Annotated in this window: 16 protein-coding genes; 8 read left to right on the plus strand and 8 right to left on the minus strand. The window is 45.0% G+C overall.

All coding sequences use genetic code 11. The annotated features are described in order from the left end of the window. Positions 1 to 83 precede the first annotated feature (83 nt). The 5 genes from MMOL_RS09160 to MMOL_RS09180 all read right to left on the minus strand — a co-directional run bounded on the left by MMOL_RS09160 (position 84) and on the right by MMOL_RS09180 (position 4,340). Positions 84 to 557, minus strand: a complete 474-nt coding sequence (locus MMOL_RS09160; RefSeq protein ID WP_015832747.1) for an arsenate reductase ArsC — start codon at positions 555 to 557, stop codon at positions 84 to 86. After that, positions 554 to 1,207: an aquaporin gene (locus tag MMOL_RS09165; protein WP_015832748.1), complete on the minus strand. Its 654-nt coding sequence runs from the start codon at positions 1,205 to 1,207 to the stop codon at positions 554 to 556. The genes MMOL_RS09160 and MMOL_RS09165 overlap by 4 nt, the downstream gene beginning before the upstream one ends. Positions 1,208 to 1,212: 5 nt before the next feature. Continuing rightward, a complete protein-coding gene (locus MMOL_RS09170) occupies positions 1,213 to 1,698 on the minus strand; it encodes an ArsI/CadI family heavy metal resistance metalloenzyme (protein WP_015832749.1) in 486 nt (161 codons plus the stop codon). Further along, positions 1,698 to 2,036: an ArsR/SmtB family transcription factor gene (locus MMOL_RS09175; protein WP_015832750.1), complete on the minus strand. Its 339-nt coding sequence runs from the start codon at positions 2,034 to 2,036 to the stop codon at positions 1,698 to 1,700. Before MMOL_RS09175 ends, MMOL_RS09170 begins: the two co-directional genes overlap by 1 nt. Before the next feature lie 93 nt (positions 2,037 to 2,129). Then, positions 2,130 to 4,340: an OsmC domain/YcaO domain-containing protein gene (locus tag MMOL_RS09180; RefSeq protein ID WP_015832751.1), complete on the minus strand. Its 2,211-nt coding sequence runs from the start codon at positions 4,338 to 4,340 to the stop codon at positions 2,130 to 2,132. Positions 4,341 to 4,808: 468 nt separating this feature from the next. Between MMOL_RS09180 and MMOL_RS09185 the strand changes: the two genes are divergently transcribed. Together MMOL_RS09185 and rpoH are read left to right on the plus strand one after the other, a co-directional pair. Then, complete coding sequence (locus tag MMOL_RS09185; protein WP_015832752.1) at positions 4,809 to 5,858, plus strand: NAD(P)-dependent alcohol dehydrogenase; 1,050 nt, start codon at positions 4,809 to 4,811, stop codon at positions 5,856 to 5,858. A gap of 372 nt (positions 5,859 to 6,230) precedes the next feature. Further along, complete coding sequence (rpoH, locus tag MMOL_RS09190; protein WP_015832753.1) at positions 6,231 to 7,088, plus strand: RNA polymerase sigma factor RpoH; 858 nt, start codon at positions 6,231 to 6,233, stop codon at positions 7,086 to 7,088. Between the two features lie 112 nt (positions 7,089 to 7,200). Here rpoH and MMOL_RS09195 read toward each other — a convergent pair whose 3' ends face one another. Continuing rightward, entirely contained in the window at positions 7,201 to 9,165 is a 1,965-nt protein-coding gene (locus MMOL_RS09195) for a dynamin family protein (protein ID WP_015832754.1), read from the minus strand. A gap of 201 nt (positions 9,166 to 9,366) precedes the next feature. Between MMOL_RS09195 and MMOL_RS09200 the strand changes: the two genes are divergently transcribed. The 6 genes from MMOL_RS09200 to MMOL_RS09225 all read left to right on the plus strand — a co-directional run bounded on the left by MMOL_RS09200 (position 9,367) and on the right by MMOL_RS09225 (position 14,626). Then, positions 9,367 to 9,747, plus strand: a complete 381-nt coding sequence (locus MMOL_RS09200) for a gamma-butyrobetaine hydroxylase family protein (protein WP_015832755.1) — start codon at positions 9,367 to 9,369, stop codon at positions 9,745 to 9,747. A gap of 13 nt (positions 9,748 to 9,760) precedes the next feature. Then, positions 9,761 to 10,501 carry a bifunctional demethylmenaquinone methyltransferase/2-methoxy-6-polyprenyl-1,4-benzoquinol methylase UbiE gene (ubiE, locus tag MMOL_RS09205; RefSeq protein ID WP_015832756.1) on the plus strand — a complete coding sequence of 247 codons (741 nt, stop codon included), beginning with the start codon at positions 9,761 to 9,763 and terminating at the stop codon, positions 10,499 to 10,501. Then, positions 10,501 to 11,136 (plus strand): ubiquinone biosynthesis accessory factor UbiJ, encoded by a 636-nt coding sequence (locus MMOL_RS09210; protein WP_015832757.1) that lies wholly within the window; start codon positions 10,501 to 10,503, stop codon positions 11,134 to 11,136. Before ubiE ends, MMOL_RS09210 begins: the two co-directional genes overlap by 1 nt. A 3-nt stretch (positions 11,137 to 11,139) precedes the next feature. Next, entirely contained in the window at positions 11,140 to 12,690 is a 1,551-nt protein-coding gene (gene ubiB, locus MMOL_RS09215) for a ubiquinone biosynthesis regulatory protein kinase UbiB (protein ID WP_015832758.1), read from the plus strand. Between the two features lie 167 nt (positions 12,691 to 12,857). Beyond that, entirely contained in the window at positions 12,858 to 14,321 is a 1,464-nt protein-coding gene (locus tag MMOL_RS09220) for a high affinity choline transporter 1 (protein WP_015832759.1), read from the plus strand. A gap of 26 nt (positions 14,322 to 14,347) precedes the next feature. Further along, entirely contained in the window at positions 14,348 to 14,626 is a 279-nt protein-coding gene (locus MMOL_RS09225; RefSeq protein WP_015832760.1) for a GIY-YIG nuclease family protein, read from the plus strand. A gap of 54 nt (positions 14,627 to 14,680) precedes the next feature. Here MMOL_RS09225 and mutM read toward each other — a convergent pair whose 3' ends face one another. Both mutM and MMOL_RS09235 read right to left on the minus strand, forming a co-directional pair. After that, the gene (gene mutM / locus MMOL_RS09230; RefSeq protein WP_015832761.1) at positions 14,681 to 15,496 is read right to left on the minus strand and encodes a bifunctional DNA-formamidopyrimidine glycosylase/DNA-(apurinic or apyrimidinic site) lyase; all 816 of its coding nucleotides are present in this window, start codon (positions 15,494 to 15,496) and stop codon (positions 14,681 to 14,683) included. An 89-nt stretch (positions 15,497 to 15,585) separates the two neighbouring features. Further along, positions 15,586 to 16,482 carry a DUF4340 domain-containing protein gene (locus MMOL_RS09235; protein ID WP_015832762.1) on the minus strand — a complete coding sequence of 299 codons (897 nt, stop codon included), beginning with the start codon at positions 16,480 to 16,482 and terminating at the stop codon, positions 15,586 to 15,588. Positions 16,483 to 16,524: the final 42 nt, after the last annotated feature.

A 16,524-nucleotide genomic window follows, 5' to 3' on the forward strand; every position in this document is an offset into this window, starting at 1 on the left:
TAAGCCATGCCTAATCAGGCGGGAATACGACGATAAAATTTAAAGTGATAAAAGCAGTATAGCCTTTAAAAAAACATGATCAATTAAACTATGCTTGCAATGCTATCCAACTCTGATTTCAGCACTTTGTGGTCTTTAATCGCTTCTGGGGCTAATGCTAGGAACGCTTCAATTCTGGCTTTTAAGATTTGATACGCACTCTCGAAGCTAGCGTTTATTTGCTCCTCTGTGCCCGTTGCCTTTGCCGGATCATCCACGCCCCAATGTGCTCTTAATACATTACCTAAATAGGCTGGACAGGTTTCCCCGGCAGCATTACCACATACCGTAATCACGATATCAGGCGTAACTGGTAAGTTATTCCACGATTTACTTGAGTAGCCCTCTGTTGCAATACCTTTTGCCTTTAGCAGAGTGATTGATCGAGGATGAACCTCCCCGGTAGGCTGGCTACCTGCACTCATGGCATGCATATCACTAGGTGCTAGGTGGTTGAAAGTTGCCTCAGCAATGATGGATCGGCAAGAGTTACCGGTGCAAAGAAATAGGATGTTCATTTATTTTTTCCAATCAATAGCGACATAAGCAAGACCGCTGCGAGTTGCGCTGAAATAAATCCCGCGATATCAACAGGTGCAATCCCAACAAAAGTATCAGTCAAACTTCTAGCGACAGTCACTGCTGGATTAGCAAAGAAGGTGGAGGATGTGAACCAATAACCTGCGGTAACGGTGAGCGCAACGAGCATCGGAATTTTCTCAGGCGTATTTTTCACACCAATCTTGATGACGCTGAGCAGAACTAATGTAGAAACTAACTCACTTAGCATTTGATGTAGCCCACTTCTATCATGCGTAGACGTTTGTAGTACATCCATGCCAAATATCACATGCGTAAGCCAGACACCAACTACTGCCCCTGTTACTTGCATGCCAATATAAGAAAGGGTTTGAGTTAATGTCAGCTCACCGTGACGCCAACTCACTAAACTCACTGCAGGATTAAAGTGTGCGCCTGATATTGGCCCTAACAGGCTGATGAGAACATATAAACCGCAACCAGTGGCAATACTGTTACCTAACAAAGCTACAGCGGCGTTCCCTGCACTAAGCGTATCGCCCATAATGCCTGATCCTGTAATGATTGCCAGCAACAGGGCTGTGCCTATAAATTCGGCTACGACTCTTTGAGTAAACGTAATTTGCATTTTTATTACTTTGCTAAATCTGAATTTTTTGATTTGTCTATACGACTTATAAATTGAATACTCTGCGACGTTGGTGCACAACAAGCAGACTCAGATTCAATAGTTCCATCTGCATTGTTGTTAAAAGTAGGTGCGCTCTCGAGGGTGTGATAAGTTTCCCATGCAATACCTGAAGGATCTTGCACCCAGTGCTTGTCTGATTTTGTATAACAGCAAGTGGTGCCTTCCTGCGTTAGCATGTCCATGTCTGCTGTTTCTAATCTGTTTTTTATTTCGGCTAGCTCATCACTGTTTTCAGCTTGGATACCAATATGATCTAAACCTGTTTTTGCACCGCGTTGGCTAATTGCAAAGTTAACTAATGGGTCATCTAACATCCATTTCGCATAGTCAATTTTTTCTACAGTTGGCGAAGCACCAAAAAGTGTGCTGTAAAAACTGATACTTTTAGCTAAGTTATCAACAGAGATATGTAGGTGTATACGTTTCATTACTTAATCTCCTTTTGTGTAGTGTCGCAACTTGTGTCTGGGTAACATGCTTGCTCACCCACACAACAATTTTCGGTTAAATAAGCCAATAAATTATTCATCATCTGATAGTTGGCTGAGTAGTAAATAAATCGGCTTTCTTGGCGTGAGTTAACTAACTCCGCATAACTTAACTCTTTTAAGTGAAACGATAGCGTGCTGTTAGGAATGTTCAACTTGTCAGCAATACTACCCGCTGACAAACCAGCACTACCGGCTTGAACCAAAGTTCGGAAGATATCTAATCGTGCCTCTTGCGCTATAGATGAGAGAAGTATTACTGCAGATTTGTTATCCATCCATCTATATTTCCATAAATATAGAAATATATCAAATACATTTATTGAGTAGATATTAAAACCAGATTTAATAAGTGTCCGCTTGGGGTGACTTTAAGGGCAGAGGTCGACCGTTGCCATCTTAGCTCGCGCCGTATGCAGCTTTGTGTAGCTGTCGATTAGGCGCTGATGTCTATCCAAGCCCTCCAGTTTCATACTGGTTGGCGTTAAGCCATAAAAGCGCACACTACCGTCTACTGAGCCCAACACCGCGTCCATCCGCTCATCACCAAACATGCGGCGGAAGTTGACCTCGTAGTCATTAAGTTCCAACTCGTCGTCCAGCAACACCTCCAGCACCACATTCATGGCTTGGTAAAACAATCCGCGCTCAACCGTGTTGTCGTTGTACTGTAAGAAAGCACCTACCAGCTCATGCGCCTCCTCAAATTGCTGCAAGGCGAGATGAGTCAACAGCTTCAACTCCAACACCGTGAGCTGACCCCAATCCGTATTCTCGTCAAACTCTATGCCAATTAAGGTGGCAATATCGCCGTAATCATCCAGCTCGTTAGTCTCTAAACGCTCCAGTAGCGCTTCCAAACTAGCATCGTCCAGCTTATGCAGATTCAAAATATCTTCACGGAACAATAGCGCCTTGTTGGTGTTATCCCATACCAAGTCTTCTATCGGATAAACCTCCGAATAACCTGGCACCAAGATGCGACAAGCAGTCGCGCCTAGCTGGTCATATACCGCTACATAAGCTTCTTTGCCCATGTTTGCCAACATCCCAAACATAGTCGCGGCTTCTTCAGTGTTAGCATTTTCACCTTGGCCAGCAAAATCCCATTCCACAAACTCATAGTCCGACTGAGCACTAAAAAAGCGCCAAGACACAACGCCGCTGGAATCAATAAAGTGTTCGACAAAGTTATTCGGCTCCGTCACCGCTTCGCTGGCAAAGGTAGGCTGTGGCAAATCATTAAGGCCCTCAAAACTGCGGCCTTGCAACAATTCAGTCAGGCTGCGTTCCAGCGCGACTTCCAAACTTGGGTGCGCGCCAAATGAAGCAAACACACCGCCGGTGCGTGGATTCATCAAAGTAACGCACATCACTGGATATTGCCCGCCTAGCGAGGCATCCTTGACCAGCACGGGGAAGCCTTGCTCCTCCAGACCTTTAATCCCAGCTACCACGCCAGGGTATTTCGTCAGCACTTCCTGCGGCACATCCGGCAAGGTGATTTCACCTTCGAGAATTTCGCGTTTGACTGCACGTTCGAAAATCTCAGACAGACATTGAACCTGCGCCTCCACCAGCGTGTTACCGGCACTCATGCCATTGCTGACGTAAAGGTTTTCAACTAGGTTAGTCGGGAAATAAACCGTCTCGCCGTCCGACTGCCGTACAAAGGGTAGCGAACAGATACCACGCTCCACATTGCCGGAATTAGTATCGATCAGGTGAGAGCCACGTAATTCGCCATCAGGATTGTAGATTTCCAACGTGTATTCATCGAGAATTTCCTTCGGCAACGCATCTTTACGTCCAGGCTTAAACCAGCGCTCGTTCGGGTAATGCACAAACTCGGCATTGGCAATATCTTCGCCCCAGTACGATCCAGCATAGAAATGGTTATTGCTTAGGCGCTCGATATACTCGCCCAAGGCCGACGCCAACGCGCTTTCCTTGGTAGCCCCCTTGCCATTGGTAAAACACATCGGTGAATGTGCATCACGAATATGCAGCGACCACACATTAGGAATGATATTGCGCCAGGAAGCGATTTCAATCTTAATACCCAATGCAGCCAATACTCCCGACATATTGGCAATGGTTTGTTCTAATGGTAAGTCTTTGCCCGTGATATACGTCTGTGTGTCGGTCGTCGGGTTCACCGTCAGCAAGGCCTGCGCATCGGCATCTAAATTCGCAACCTCTTCAATGATAAACTCGGGGCCGGCTTGCACCACTTTCTTCACTGTACAACGGTCGATGGAACGCAAAATACCGATACGGTCTTTTTCAGAAATATCGGTCGGCAGTTCAATCTGGATTTTGAAAATCTGCTGGTAGCGATTTTCCGGATCAACAATATTGTTATGCGATAGGCGGATATTCTCAGTCGGAATGTTGCGCGTGTTGCAGTACAACTTCACAAAATAAGCCGCACACAACGCTGACGAAGCCAAAAAGTAATCAAAGGGACCGGGTGCCGAGCCATCGCCCTTATAGCGGATAGGCTGATCGGCAATCACCGTAAAGTCATCGAACTTAGCTTCCAAACGTAGCTTATCGAGAAAATTGACCTTGATTTCCATAGGGAATAATTCCAAAAATATTGCAAAAAATGATGTGGGCGCTATTATCCCTCACAACAGCTACGCTGTGTAATACATCGGTATTTTGCACAAAGTCTTTCGCATATACTAAGTTATCTAGAATATAACGACTGATTAGCGTCTACAAACTAGTGGCGATTCACTTGTATATTGAAGTCGTGGACAAGATGGTGAGCAATTCACAGTTTAGCTATGCCTAATAATCACAGAGTTTAATGGTTAAAGCTTATTTTGCATGTTTCTTTAATCCACAATGGGGAATTATTAATTCCCCATTATTCCATAATTTGACTACCAATCTTGCTGGATAATAGATTTATAAATATGAGCTTTACTCAATTTGATGAGTAGGCTGAATTTCATATCTGGATAGTCATTTCTGTTTGTTTTCGAATGTAAAAGCAATATAGCAATGATGGTTGATTAGTAAATTAAAAGGAGTAGTCAATGACAAAAGCAATTAGTTATGCAGCGCATTCTGCTAAAGAGCCATTATCTTTTTTTCAGTTTGAAAGACGTGAAGTTGGTCCTAAAGATGTGCAGCTAGAGATCTTATTTTGTGGTGTTTGTCACTCAGATTTGCATACGGCAAGGAATGAATGGCAAAACTCTGTCTATCCTGTAGTTCCAGGACATGAAATCGTTGGTCGAGTAACGAGTGTAGGTACTGAGGTTAAAACTTTTAAAGTAGGAGACTTGGCTGGCGTAGGATGCCTAGTTGACTCATGTCGAGTCTGCGCGGATTGTGCAGATGGCCTAGAGCAATACTGCGATCATGAAGTTTTTACTTACAACAGCCCTGACAAACATACTGGAAAAACAACTTATGGCGGCTACTCAAACCAAATAGTGGTTGATGAACACTTTGTTCTGCATATCTCAGATAAGCTGGATTTGGCTGCTGTAGCACCTTTGCTATGTGCAGGTATTACGACTTACTCTCCATTAAAACACTGGAAAGTAGGTGTTGGAAGTAAAGTGGGTATTGTTGGGTTAGGCGGTCTTGGTCATATGGCAGTAAAACTTGCCCATGCCATGGGTGCGCACGTTGTGTTATTTACAACTTCTAGTAATAAAGTTGAAGATGCAAAACGACTGGGCGCAGACGAAGTAGTGATTTCTAAAAACCCTGATGAGATGAAGGCGCATCTCAATAGTTTTGATTTCATATTAAACACAGTAGCTGCGGCACATAACTTAGATGTATTTACCGAGTTATTAAAGCGTGACGGCACAATGTGCTTGAATGGTGTTCCAGAGCATGCACATCCTTCACCGAATATTGGCAGTTTAATCTTTAAACGCAGACAAATTGCCGGCTCGTTAATTGGTGGCATTAAAGAAACCCAAGAAATGTTAGATTTTTGTGCTGAACACAACATCACTTCTGATATCGAAATCATCGCAATTCAAGATATCAATGTGGCTTACGAGCGCATGCTCAAAGGCGACGTAAAGTATCGTTTTGTGATTGATATGGCAACATTGAAGGCTTAGCATCTGCACAGATCTCGCCATAGTTGTTGGTAAGATAATTCTGAAAATTGAAACCCCCTAGCTAAAAACCCTCTATCAATAATGGAGGGTTTTTGGTTTTCACCAACAGATCCACAGCCATCTTAATCAACTGAGCACGATGATGTTTGAGAAGTTACAAAGTTGAAGTTAGAAAACGTCTACTCAAGCGGGTGAAGTCCAGAATGCTTTGGCAATATTTGGTAAACAACTTCAATGCCAGGAAGTAACCAACTTCAATAAAATCGTTACCAACTTTAATGTCACTAAACAGATATTCTGTTTGAACTTTCCTACACTAGCACTCTCGAACGTAGAGTGCTAAAATGACTCATCAAGGAGAGGTAAGTACGAATGACTAATGCTTTAACAGTACCTGTATTAACGGCAGCTGACAGTCTAGATCAATACACTAGAGCGATCAAAGCTTATCCTATTTTATCGGCTGAAGAGGAGCTTACGCTCGCTAACCGATTCAAAAAAGAAAATGATCTTGAGGCTGCGCGCCAGTTGATTGTTTCACATCTACGTTTGGTAGCGAGTATCGCTCGCGGCTACATGGGCTATGGCTTGCCACAAGCCGACCTAATCCAAGAAGGCAATATCGGCCTGATGAAGGCAGTAAAACGCTTTGACCCTGAACGTGGTGTGCGTTTGGTGTCATTTGCTATGCATTGGATTAAAGCAGAAATTCACGAATACATCGTACGTAACTGGCGCTTGGTTAAAATCGCTACGACCAAGGCTCAGCGCAAGTTATTTTTTAACTTACGTAGTATGAAAACTGGCATCAACACGATGCAGACCAGTGAGATTGACCATATTGCACGCGAGCTGAATGTAAAACCAGAAGAAGTACTGGAAATGGAGTCTCGCCTCAATGGTCATGAGATTTCATTAGAAAGCAACATTGATGACGACAGCGAAGAGCATTACAGCCCAATTGCCTATCTGCAAGACGAGAGCTTAACGCCACCTGAAGCGCTGGAAGCCAAACAGTTTGAAATGGCTGAAACCACAGGCTTGGCCTCTGCACTTAACCATTTGGATGAGCGTAGCCGCCGTGTGGTAGAAGCACGCTGGTTGCAGGAAGATGCCAGCAAAACGCTGCACGAACTGGCAGATGAGTTTGGTGTATCGGCTGAGCGCATTCGACAAATTGAGCAAAAAGCGATGTTGAAGATGAAAACATTGATGTTAGCGAGTCGTTAAATCGCTATTAAGACTAAATTGCGATATCTAACTTGCTATATCTAAAGTAAAACGACCCGGTTTCAAGCAATAAAAAAGGCTGCTCACGCAGCCTTTTTTATTAACTAACCGTCTAGGCAGCAGCCGCAGTCGCCAATGGCTCTGCTTCAAATGCCAGTGCATTACGCATATGCATACGCAGTACATTCAAATCGTCTAGCTGCGCCTGAATACTACGCTCAATCGCCTCTAACTCGGCAATCCTGTCCTCTAAAGTATCTGTCGCCTTATAAATGCGCTTAATACTTTCTAAGCGCCTACGCAACTGCAACTGGTGTTCACGCACTTGAGACTCCATAGGCGCGATGACTGCTTTTAACCAGTTTTCAATATCACGATTAGCTACCTCAAACACATGAATCACGCGGCTAGCCAAGGTTTCAAAGAACTTGCTGGTTAGCGTCATTTTTTCGTGTGCAATCATATTAAACGCGGTATTAAACTGCTCTTTATATGCACGCTCTAATTTAGAAAGTTCTTTTTGATAGCGCAAAGTCGTAAATGCTGGCGGCTCAGATTTACGTAGACCGTGCTCTTTTGAGAACTTCTCGTACATCACGTCCATCATTTGTTTAATTTCATCAATTTGTACATCAGATGAAATTAAACGTGTTTTCAACTCACTGAAGAAGTTATCCATCGCCTGGCGTATGGTTTTGGTAAAGCTGGCATCCACCATCGTCTGGCGTGTGCTATGCACATGCGCTTTTAGTGACTCCATGCCCAACAAGGTAAACAAGCGATTGGTATGCTGAGAGAAGATGCTGCGCAATGCCTGAAAGCGTTGTAAACCTTGCTCAAAGTTTTCTTTATCAACTTTGACCTTATTCATCATGTGTTCGACTACGTCTTCGTTTTTACCGCGTAATCCACGCAACTCAAGCAATTGGTCATTAACACCTGAGAACCTTGCATCCAAAATCACATGAGAGTTAGCAATCAGGTCTTCAATTTCATTTTGCGTGTTATCGCGCACAATCTCTTTTTTGGCTGGAATCAGCTCATTCGACAACGCTCTTTCCAACTCAAGCACACGGCTTTTTTCCAGTAACGCTTCATCGCTATTTACTTTAGCCAGCAAACCTTTTTGTGCAGATACTGGATAGATATGGTTCGTGTCCAAACCTAGCAAATCAGCACTGGTTTTAATTTGCTTCGTAAGCTCAGCTTGAATCTCGGCTTCGTCTTTTAATTCATCCCACAAACCGTCAATCTTATTCAATACCGCTAGGCGCCCTTTTTGCTTCCAGCGTGTACCGCTGATGTATTGTCGCCAAACATCAATCTCAGACTTAGTCACACCGGTATCTGCCGCCAAAATAAACAGCACCGCGTGTGCATTAGGCAACATATTAAGGGTAAGCTCAGGCTCGGTACCAATCGCATTCAGGCCAGGGGTATCTAGAATGACCAAGCCCTGCTCCAGCAGAGGATGGGGGAAGTTGATCATAGCGTAGCGCCAGCACGGCACATCAATCGTGCCGTCTTTATTAATGTTTAGCGCATCGTCTGCGCTATTGGGGTCATACAGCCCGTATTTTTCAGCTTCTTGCAGAGAAACCGCTTTAGTGCTGCTCACCTCTTTAAAAGCACTGACCATGCTTTCGTTTGAATCCACATCAAAGGTAACTGTCTTCCACTCATCCGGATAACGCTTATATTCAGAGGTGGTAGCATCAGACAGGCGAGTTTCGATCGGCAACATCATAATTGATGTTGGTTTGGATTTATCGTAGAGCAACTCGGTTGGGCACATGGTGGTACGACCAGCGCTAGAAGGCAACAGGCGCGTGCCATAACCTGCAAAGAAGATTGCATTAATTAACTCAGATTTACCACGTGAAAACTCTGCCACAAACGCAACATTCAACTTATCTTCACGTAATCTATCCAGCAACTGTTGAATTCGCTGATCAACTTGCGCATCATTGAGCTCTTGCTCATTTAACCAGCTGCGGTAGTCACAAATTGTGTCAACTAGCGCCTTGCGCCACTGGGAATATACTTCAAAATGATGTGCTAATTTATTATCTGCCATGATGGTCCTAAACCATTTTTAGGTAGCATTACTTTATCACTGTTAATTCAATCTGCAAATAAATCTGTGCTCGATTGCCTATATATCTGAAAATGATTCAGACAAGCGGTTAATTATTAAATATGAACGGTTGTGTCGTAGATTATCAGCAAACTAACTCATTCTGTTATCATCTTATTTTTTAACGAAGTTAAGCAAGCCATGAGCGAAAATACACAAAATGCACCTCGCCCAATTGATATCAAACTTCATCAAGCGTCGCGTTTGCTGGAAATTAAATTTGATAACAATACCGAATGCATGCTGTCTTGCGAGTTCCTGCGCGTTTACTCACCGTCCGCAGAGGTACGTGGTCACGGACACGGTCAGGAAGTACTGCAAGTTGGTAAGGAAGATGTCAACATTTCAGCCATTCTCCCTGTAGGCAATTATGCAGTAAAGCTGGTGTTTACTGACGGCCATGACACTGGTCTGTACTCATGGGATTACTTATACGATCTAGCACGTAACTACGAATCACTCTGGATAGAATATCTAGGTAAATTAAGCGCTGCTGGGCATACACGCAAGAACTTATCTTAAAGAATAGACTGCAATGACATCCGAGCAAAATACACATTTTGGTTTTAAAACTGTTGCTGAGACCGAAAAGGCAAAAAAAGTAGCTGAGGTATTCCACTCAGTTGCCAACAAATACGATTTAATGAACGACGTAATGTCGGCCGGCTTGCACCGCAGCTGGAAGCGTTTTGCGGTGAGCGTAAGCGGCGTGAACCCCGGCGACAAAGTGCTCGACATTGCCGGCGGCAGCGGCGACTTATCCAAGCTATTTGCAAAAAAAGTAGGCCCGACAGGTCAAGTCATATTAACCGACATCAACGCATCAATGTTAGGCGTGGGGCGTGACCGCATGCTGGATGCGGGCCTAAACGTACCAGCCATGCAGTGTGATGCCGAAAAACTACCGTTCCCTGACCAATATTTTGATTGCGTAATCGTGGCTTTTGGCCTGCGCAATATGACGCATAAAGATAAAGCATTAGCTGAGATGCAGCGCGTACTCAAAGTAGGCGGTCGCCTGCTGGTGCTTGAGTTCTCAAAAGTATGGCAACCCTTATCTAAAGCCTATGATGTTTATTCATTCAAACTGCTGCCTATCATGGGCAAGCTGCTGGCAAAAGATGCAGATAGCTACCAATACCTAGCTGAGTCTATCCGCATGCACCCGGACCAAGAAACACTGAAGCAAATGATGGTAGATGCTGGCTTAAGCAAGGTAGATTACTACAATTTGGCAGCCGGCGTGGTGGCCTTGCACAAGGGTTATAAAACCTGATGTTCAAAAGCTTTAGCACACACATACTGCAACATCTGATTGCACAAAATACGTGGGCTTGCAGCCTACTGCAACCGTTTGCCGGTAAGTCAGTACGCGTGACCATTGCCCCCGTTCACAGCACACTGGTAATTTTAGAAGACGGCAGCCTGGCGATGGCGGGCGAGACCAATATCCCCGATGCCAGCATCAATATCGCCCCCAGTTTACTGCCGCGCTTACTGGCTAAAGATGAAGCAGCCAAACTGCAAATTGAAGTGACGGGCGACACCCACCTGGCAACAGCATTAGCCAAAGTGCTATCTCACCTGCATTGGGATTATGAAGATGACTTAAGCAAGCTGGTAGGCGATGTACCAGCTAATAAAATCGGCAACTTCGCCAGAAGCTCAGCACAAAGCCTGAAAAATGCCAGCGTTAACTTTGCCAGCATGCTCAGTGAGTACTGGCAAGAAGAAAAGCCTATACTCGCAAAAAAAAGGCATGTGGATCAATTTAACCATGACGTTGACCACCTGCGTTCAGACGTAGAGCGCTTTGAGAAGCGGCTGCAAAAGCTTACCAAAGCACGAGAAGCAAGCACTAGCGACGCCGGCGCGACCCCACAACACCAAGTTACAGATAGCGTTAAATAATTTATGCGGATTTTTCGGCTTTTTTACATTATTTTTATCACTCTGCGCTTTGGCTTAGATGAGTTCATCCTCAGCCACAGCAAGCTTAAACCGCTGCAATCCACCATAGGCATACTGCTGTTTTGGCGCAACACCAGCACGCCGCGTGGCGCACGACTAAGGCTAGCCTTAGAAGCACTGGGGCCCATTTTCGTAAAATTCGGGCAAATGCTATCCACCCGTCGCGATTTAATCCCGGCAGATATTGCTGATGAACTAGCCAAGCTTCAAGACCAAGTTCCACCATTTAGCTTTGCTGAAGTGGAAAATATTATCACCCAAGCATTTAACGAACCGCTCGCGCAACGCTTCTCACAGTTTGATGAAACACCGGTTGCCAGTGCCTCGGTAGCGCAAGTGCATTTTGCACATCTCCCGCATGGTGAGCCGGTTGCCGTTAAAGTATTAAGGCCAAATATCGAAAAAACCATTGCGCACGACTTGCTGCTCATGGACACCTTTGCTTTAGTGCTGCAAAGCATCTCTGCTGAATTTAAACGCTTAAAACCGCGTGAAATTGTGGCCGAGTTTGCTCGACATACTGAAAGCGAATTAGACCTGACCTTAGAGGCCGCAAACTGCAGTTTGCTCGGGCGTAATTTCGCGGATAAATCCATGCTTATCGTGCCAGATGTACATTGGGACTGGTGTCGTAAAGAGGTGATGGTGATGCAGCGCATGTACGGCACACAGATCAGCCAGCGTGACGCCTTGGTCGCCAAAGGCATTGATACATCCAAGCTGGCAAGAGATGGTGTAGAAATATTTTTCACACAGGTATTCCGCGACGGGTTCTTCCATGCCGACATGCACCCAGGCAACATTCAGATTGCGGATGACGGTAAATATATCGCGCTGGATTTTGGCATCATGGGCGCGTTAAACGAAGTAGATAAATACTACCTTGCCCGTAATTTTTTGGCTTTTTTCAACCGCGATTATCGCGATGTTGCACAAGCGCATATTGATTCAGGCTGGGTACCGGCAGACACCAAGCGCGAAGAACTGGAAACTGCAGTACGCGCAATTTGCGAGCCAATTTTCAACAAACCATTAAAAGATATTTCTTTTGCGCGTACCCTACTGAGCTTGTTTCAAATGGCACGTCGCTTTGGGGTCATTATTCAGCCACAGCTGATTATGCTGCAAAAAACACTACTTAACATTGAAGGCCTAAGCCGTGAACTAGATCCGAATCTAGACCTATGGAAAAGTGCGCAGCCGTTTTTAACACGTTGGATGAGTGAGCAAATCGGCTGGCGTTCTATGCTTAAGAACTTTAAAAACGAATTGCCGCATATTATTAAGAGCATGCCGCAAATGCCAAGGCTGGCACACCAGTTTTTAACACAGACCAATCAGGCCGAACAGGATGTGCCATTACGTGCATCCATAGAGCAATTGGTGCAAGCACAGCAGTTACAAGCCACATGGCAAAAACGATTGGTGATTGCCATTGTCGTATTGGCACTGGTAGAAGTATTGTTGGTCATCGGCACTTACTTTATTCACTAGTTTTACTCACTAACCGTTTTATTAACCAACCGCTTTTAATTTACGCACAGTTCAACAGCATCATGATAGCTACTCACCCGATTATGGCCACACACCTGACATTTGACAGCCTGAAAGCGATACTCATGGCATCGCTCATGTTAAAGATAAAACTTTAGGGTTCTGCTATGCTGATTTGGTTTGTCGTCGTCTACTTATTAGTTTCTATCACCATAGGTTTAGTGGCCGCCACGCGCGTAAAAAATACCAAAGACTACGCGGTCGCCGGGCGACACCTGCCACTGCCAGTGGTAGTTGCAACTGTGTTTGCCACATGGTTTGGTGCAGAGGCAATTTTTGGCGTATCGGCTACCTTTGTCACTAAAGGCTTAAATGGTGTCGCTGCCGACCCATTTGGCGCCAGTATGTGCTTGATGATCGCCGGTGTTTTCTTCTCCACCCAACTTTATAAGCTCAACATTATCACGCTGGGTGACTTTTACCGCATGCGCTACAACCGTGCCGTAGAAGTGCTCACCACGATTGCCATTGTTATTTCATATCTAGGCTGGGTGGCCGCGCAAATTAAGGCGTTAGGTCTTATTTTCAACATTATTACCGATGGCGTGGTTAGTGAAGATACGGGCATGATACTTGGTACGGCCATAGTGCTGACGTATACCACATTTGGCGGCATGCTCTCCGTAGCGGTACTGGACTTTGTACAAATGATCGTAGTCATAGGCGGTTTACTATACATAGGCAGCATTGTTTCTGACATGACAGGCGGCGTTACTCCGGTCATTGAACACGCACGTGCAGCAGGTAAACTAGACTTTTTCCCTAAAGGTGCAGATATCTGGGTGTGGCTGACCTTCCTCGGCGGCTGGCTAACCATGATGCTAGGCTCTATCCCGCAACAAGACGTATTTCAGCGCATTACCTCTGCCAAGAGTGCAAAAATTGCACTGTGGGGCTCTATGCTAGGTGCTACGGTGTACTTTTGCTTCACCTTCGTGCCTATGTTTATTGCCTACTCTGCCACATTGATAGACCCAGCACACTATGGCGCGCTGGTGGTAGAAAACTCGCAACGCGTGCTGCCTTACTTGGTGTTAGAGCATACGCCACTGCTCGCTCAGGTTATTTTCTTTGGTGCAGTGATGTCAGCCATTATGAGTTGCTCATCCGCCACACTGTTAGCGCCATCTGTCTCTTTTGCAGAAAACATCGTAAAAGGCTATATGCCACACTTAAGTGACAAAGGCTTCCTGAGGGTGATGCGCCTTTGCCTGCTCGGCTTTGGTATGTGCGTGCTGTTTTACGCACTCAACTCGGAGCGTTCGATTTTTGGCATGGTAGAGTCGGCCTATAAAATCACTCTGGCTGGCGCATTTGTTCCGCTTATTTTTGGCGTGTTCTGGAAAAGATCCACCTCACAAGGTGCGCTGGCTGCCATCATCGGTGGTATTAGCACTTGGGTACTGATCGAAGTGCTGATCGGTGAGGCTGGCCTAGTACCGCCACAACTGATAGGCTTAGGTGTGAGTGTGTTAGCCATGATTATCGGTTCACTCTTACCGCAAAAAATTGGCGGAAGCCCAGAAAAACCAGCGGGCTATTTACACGAGCATGCGGCAAGGCAGCATTAGCCGCTGAACACTTTAAGCACTGGTGCATGAAAAAAGTTATCTACAAAATAACATACCCAAATGGGAAAATTTATATTGGTAAAGACCTTACCAACACGCTTACTTATTTTGGTAGCGTTAACAGTGAATCTGTTAAAAAAGACTTTTCTGAAGAAGAGCAGCGCGACTTTACAATCAGAAAACAAGTCATTTTTGAGTCAGAAAGCACCGAAGAAGTAAATCAAATAGAGTCACGGCTAATCTTAGAGCACAACGCGAACAATCCTGAGATTGGTTACAACAAATGGCCAAAGTTTAAGGGTTGATCATAATAAAAACACAACGCTTCAAATCAATTAAAACACGTACCCATCAACACATTAGAGCTTCTGACATACGCCACAATAAAACGTAGAGCGCTGCCCTTGCTTGATATTTAAAATATGCTTACCGCATACCCGGCACGGCTCTCCGGTGCGACCATAAACAAAGTACTGCTGCTGGAAATAGCCCGGATTGCCATCCGTGCCAAAGAAGTCACGCAAGCTACTACCACCGGCTTTCAGCGCATCACTTAAAGTCGCCTTAATTTCTGCCACTAGCGTTTCACACTGCCGCAGGTTCAGTTTATTAGCTGGCGTCGCTGGATTAATTCTGGCACGGAACAAAGACTCACTCGCGTAGATATTACCCACGCCAACCACCAAATGACCATCCATAATCGTGGTTTTGATAGCAGCGGTACGGGTACGGATATGCTGCTGCAAATAAGCGCCGGTAAACGCATCATCTAACGGCTCTGGCCCCAGCACGCTAAGCAGCTTATGCTGCGTGTAGTGCTCACCAGCCCACAGCACAGCACCAAAGCGGCGTGGATCTCGCAAACGCAGCACTTGGCCATCGGTAAATACAAGATCAAAGTGATCATGCTTTTGTGCTGTTTCATTTTTAGCCAACAGGCAAATACGCCCAGACATCCCTAAATGCAGCAATAAAACCCCGTGATCAAAATGCGCAAGAATATACTTAGCACGGCGCGTTAACGCCCTTAAAGTTTGTCCTTGCAACAAATCTGCCAGATTATCAGGAATCGGCCAACGCAAAGATGGGTTGCGAATCACTACTTGTGCAACCGTTTGCTCTACAAGCGACAGTAATCCTAAGCGTGTGGTTTCTACTTCTGGGAGTTCTGGCATATGGGTTCATTCCTAAAAAAATCCCCCACATGCAAGCACCGTGGGGGATCTTCTAAAGCTTCAAAATTTAAGTGTACTACCGTCTCACATTACTTACTTGGCACATTGATAGGCGGGTTCAGCATCACAAAACCAGAGTCGGATGGAAAGGTATACATAATGCCCTCATCCGGACGAGCTAATATTAAATCAGGCGACTCTTGTACCTTATCAAAATGCACTTTACTGCCGTCGGCTAGTTTAATTTCAAATGAAGGGTAAACCGCTTTGCGATCAGGCGTGTATAACTCCACTGATTTTGCCATCGTATGCTCCCATGAGTAATCTACCCATTCGTTCATTTCATTTTGTAATGGTTTAGCCTCTTTAATCGAAACCTTCCATTGACCATTCACTAAATCTAGATTCAATCTAGACGTTTCCCACTGCTCGAGGCGGCTAAAGTCAAAACCAGCCACCTTTTCGGTAGGTTTCAATGGTGCTTTATCCACCATTTCAATCACTTGCGTAGAGGCTGCCTCTGCATATGAATTAGGGATTAAATAAACCGTACCTTTATGCGCAATATACTGCTCATCGGTAAGCGGGCTGTGGGTACCAAATAAAAACTCCTCTACGTTGTCTTTATCTCTATACAGCTTTAGCTTAAACGCAGGGCTAACCAAGCCAAATTTTTCCATATCGTCTGATACGATTTTCTCAGGGCTTTTAGCCGCCACAATCGCTAGAATACGTTGCACGGATAACTGGTCAGCACGGGTTTTGTAAGGTGCAGTCAAGCGCCAGTATTTATCCACCTTCTCAAACGTCACTGGTGCTTTTGCCGGGAACTCAATGCCAATCGCATTAAACTCTGCCAGCTTATATGGCGAAACTTCGTACTCTTTTTTTGCATCGACTGCAGTTTTAGGGCGTACATATAAAAATGTGATTAAACCCGCAACGACCGCAAGCAAAATTAGATTCAATAACCAACGTTTTTTCATGTCACACCCTTAAACAACAATACATTCCGCAATAACACATTT

It is taken from the genome of Methylotenera mobilis JLW8, assembly GCF_000023705.1.
Classification (GTDB): Bacteria; Pseudomonadota; Gammaproteobacteria; order Burkholderiales; family Methylophilaceae; genus Methylotenera; species Methylotenera mobilis.

Bases quoted from the DNA above. Each gene is read 5' to 3' on its own strand.
- MMOL_RS09160 (WP_015832747.1), bottom strand. From the start codon at position 557: ATGAACATCCTATTTCTTTGCACCGGTAACTCTTGCCGATCCATCATT.
- MMOL_RS09165 (WP_015832748.1), bottom strand. From the start codon at position 1,207: ATGCAAATTACGTTTACTCAAAGAGTCGTAGCCGAATTTATAGGCACA.
- MMOL_RS09170 (WP_015832749.1), bottom strand. From the start codon at position 1,698: ATGAAACGTATACACCTACATATCTCTGTTGATAACTTAGCTAAAAGT.
- MMOL_RS09175 (WP_015832750.1), bottom strand. From the start codon at position 2,036: ATGGATAACAAATCTGCAGTAATACTTCTCTCATCTATAGCGCAAGAG.
- MMOL_RS09180 (WP_015832751.1), bottom strand. From the start codon at position 4,340: ATGGAAATCAAGGTCAATTTTCTCGATAAGCTACGTTTGGAAGCTAAG.
- MMOL_RS09185 (WP_015832752.1), top strand. From the start codon at position 4,809: ATGACAAAAGCAATTAGTTATGCAGCGCATTCTGCTAAAGAGCCATTA.
- rpoH (WP_015832753.1), top strand. From the start codon at position 6,231: ATGACTAATGCTTTAACAGTACCTGTATTAACGGCAGCTGACAGTCTA.
- MMOL_RS09195 (WP_015832754.1), bottom strand. From the start codon at position 9,165: ATGGCAGATAATAAATTAGCACATCATTTTGAAGTATATTCCCAGTGG.
- MMOL_RS09200 (WP_015832755.1), top strand. From the start codon at position 9,367: ATGAGCGAAAATACACAAAATGCACCTCGCCCAATTGATATCAAACTT.
- ubiE (WP_015832756.1), top strand. From the start codon at position 9,761: ATGACATCCGAGCAAAATACACATTTTGGTTTTAAAACTGTTGCTGAG.
- MMOL_RS09210 (WP_015832757.1), top strand. From the start codon at position 10,501: ATGTTCAAAAGCTTTAGCACACACATACTGCAACATCTGATTGCACAA.
- ubiB (WP_015832758.1), top strand. From the start codon at position 11,140: ATGCGGATTTTTCGGCTTTTTTACATTATTTTTATCACTCTGCGCTTT.
- MMOL_RS09220 (WP_015832759.1), top strand. From the start codon at position 12,858: ATGCTGATTTGGTTTGTCGTCGTCTACTTATTAGTTTCTATCACCATA.
- MMOL_RS09225 (WP_015832760.1), top strand. From the start codon at position 14,348: ATGAAAAAAGTTATCTACAAAATAACATACCCAAATGGGAAAATTTAT.
- mutM (WP_015832761.1), bottom strand. From the start codon at position 15,496: ATGCCAGAACTCCCAGAAGTAGAAACCACACGCTTAGGATTACTGTCG.
- MMOL_RS09235 (WP_015832762.1), bottom strand. From the start codon at position 16,482: ATGAAAAAACGTTGGTTATTGAATCTAATTTTGCTTGCGGTCGTTGCG.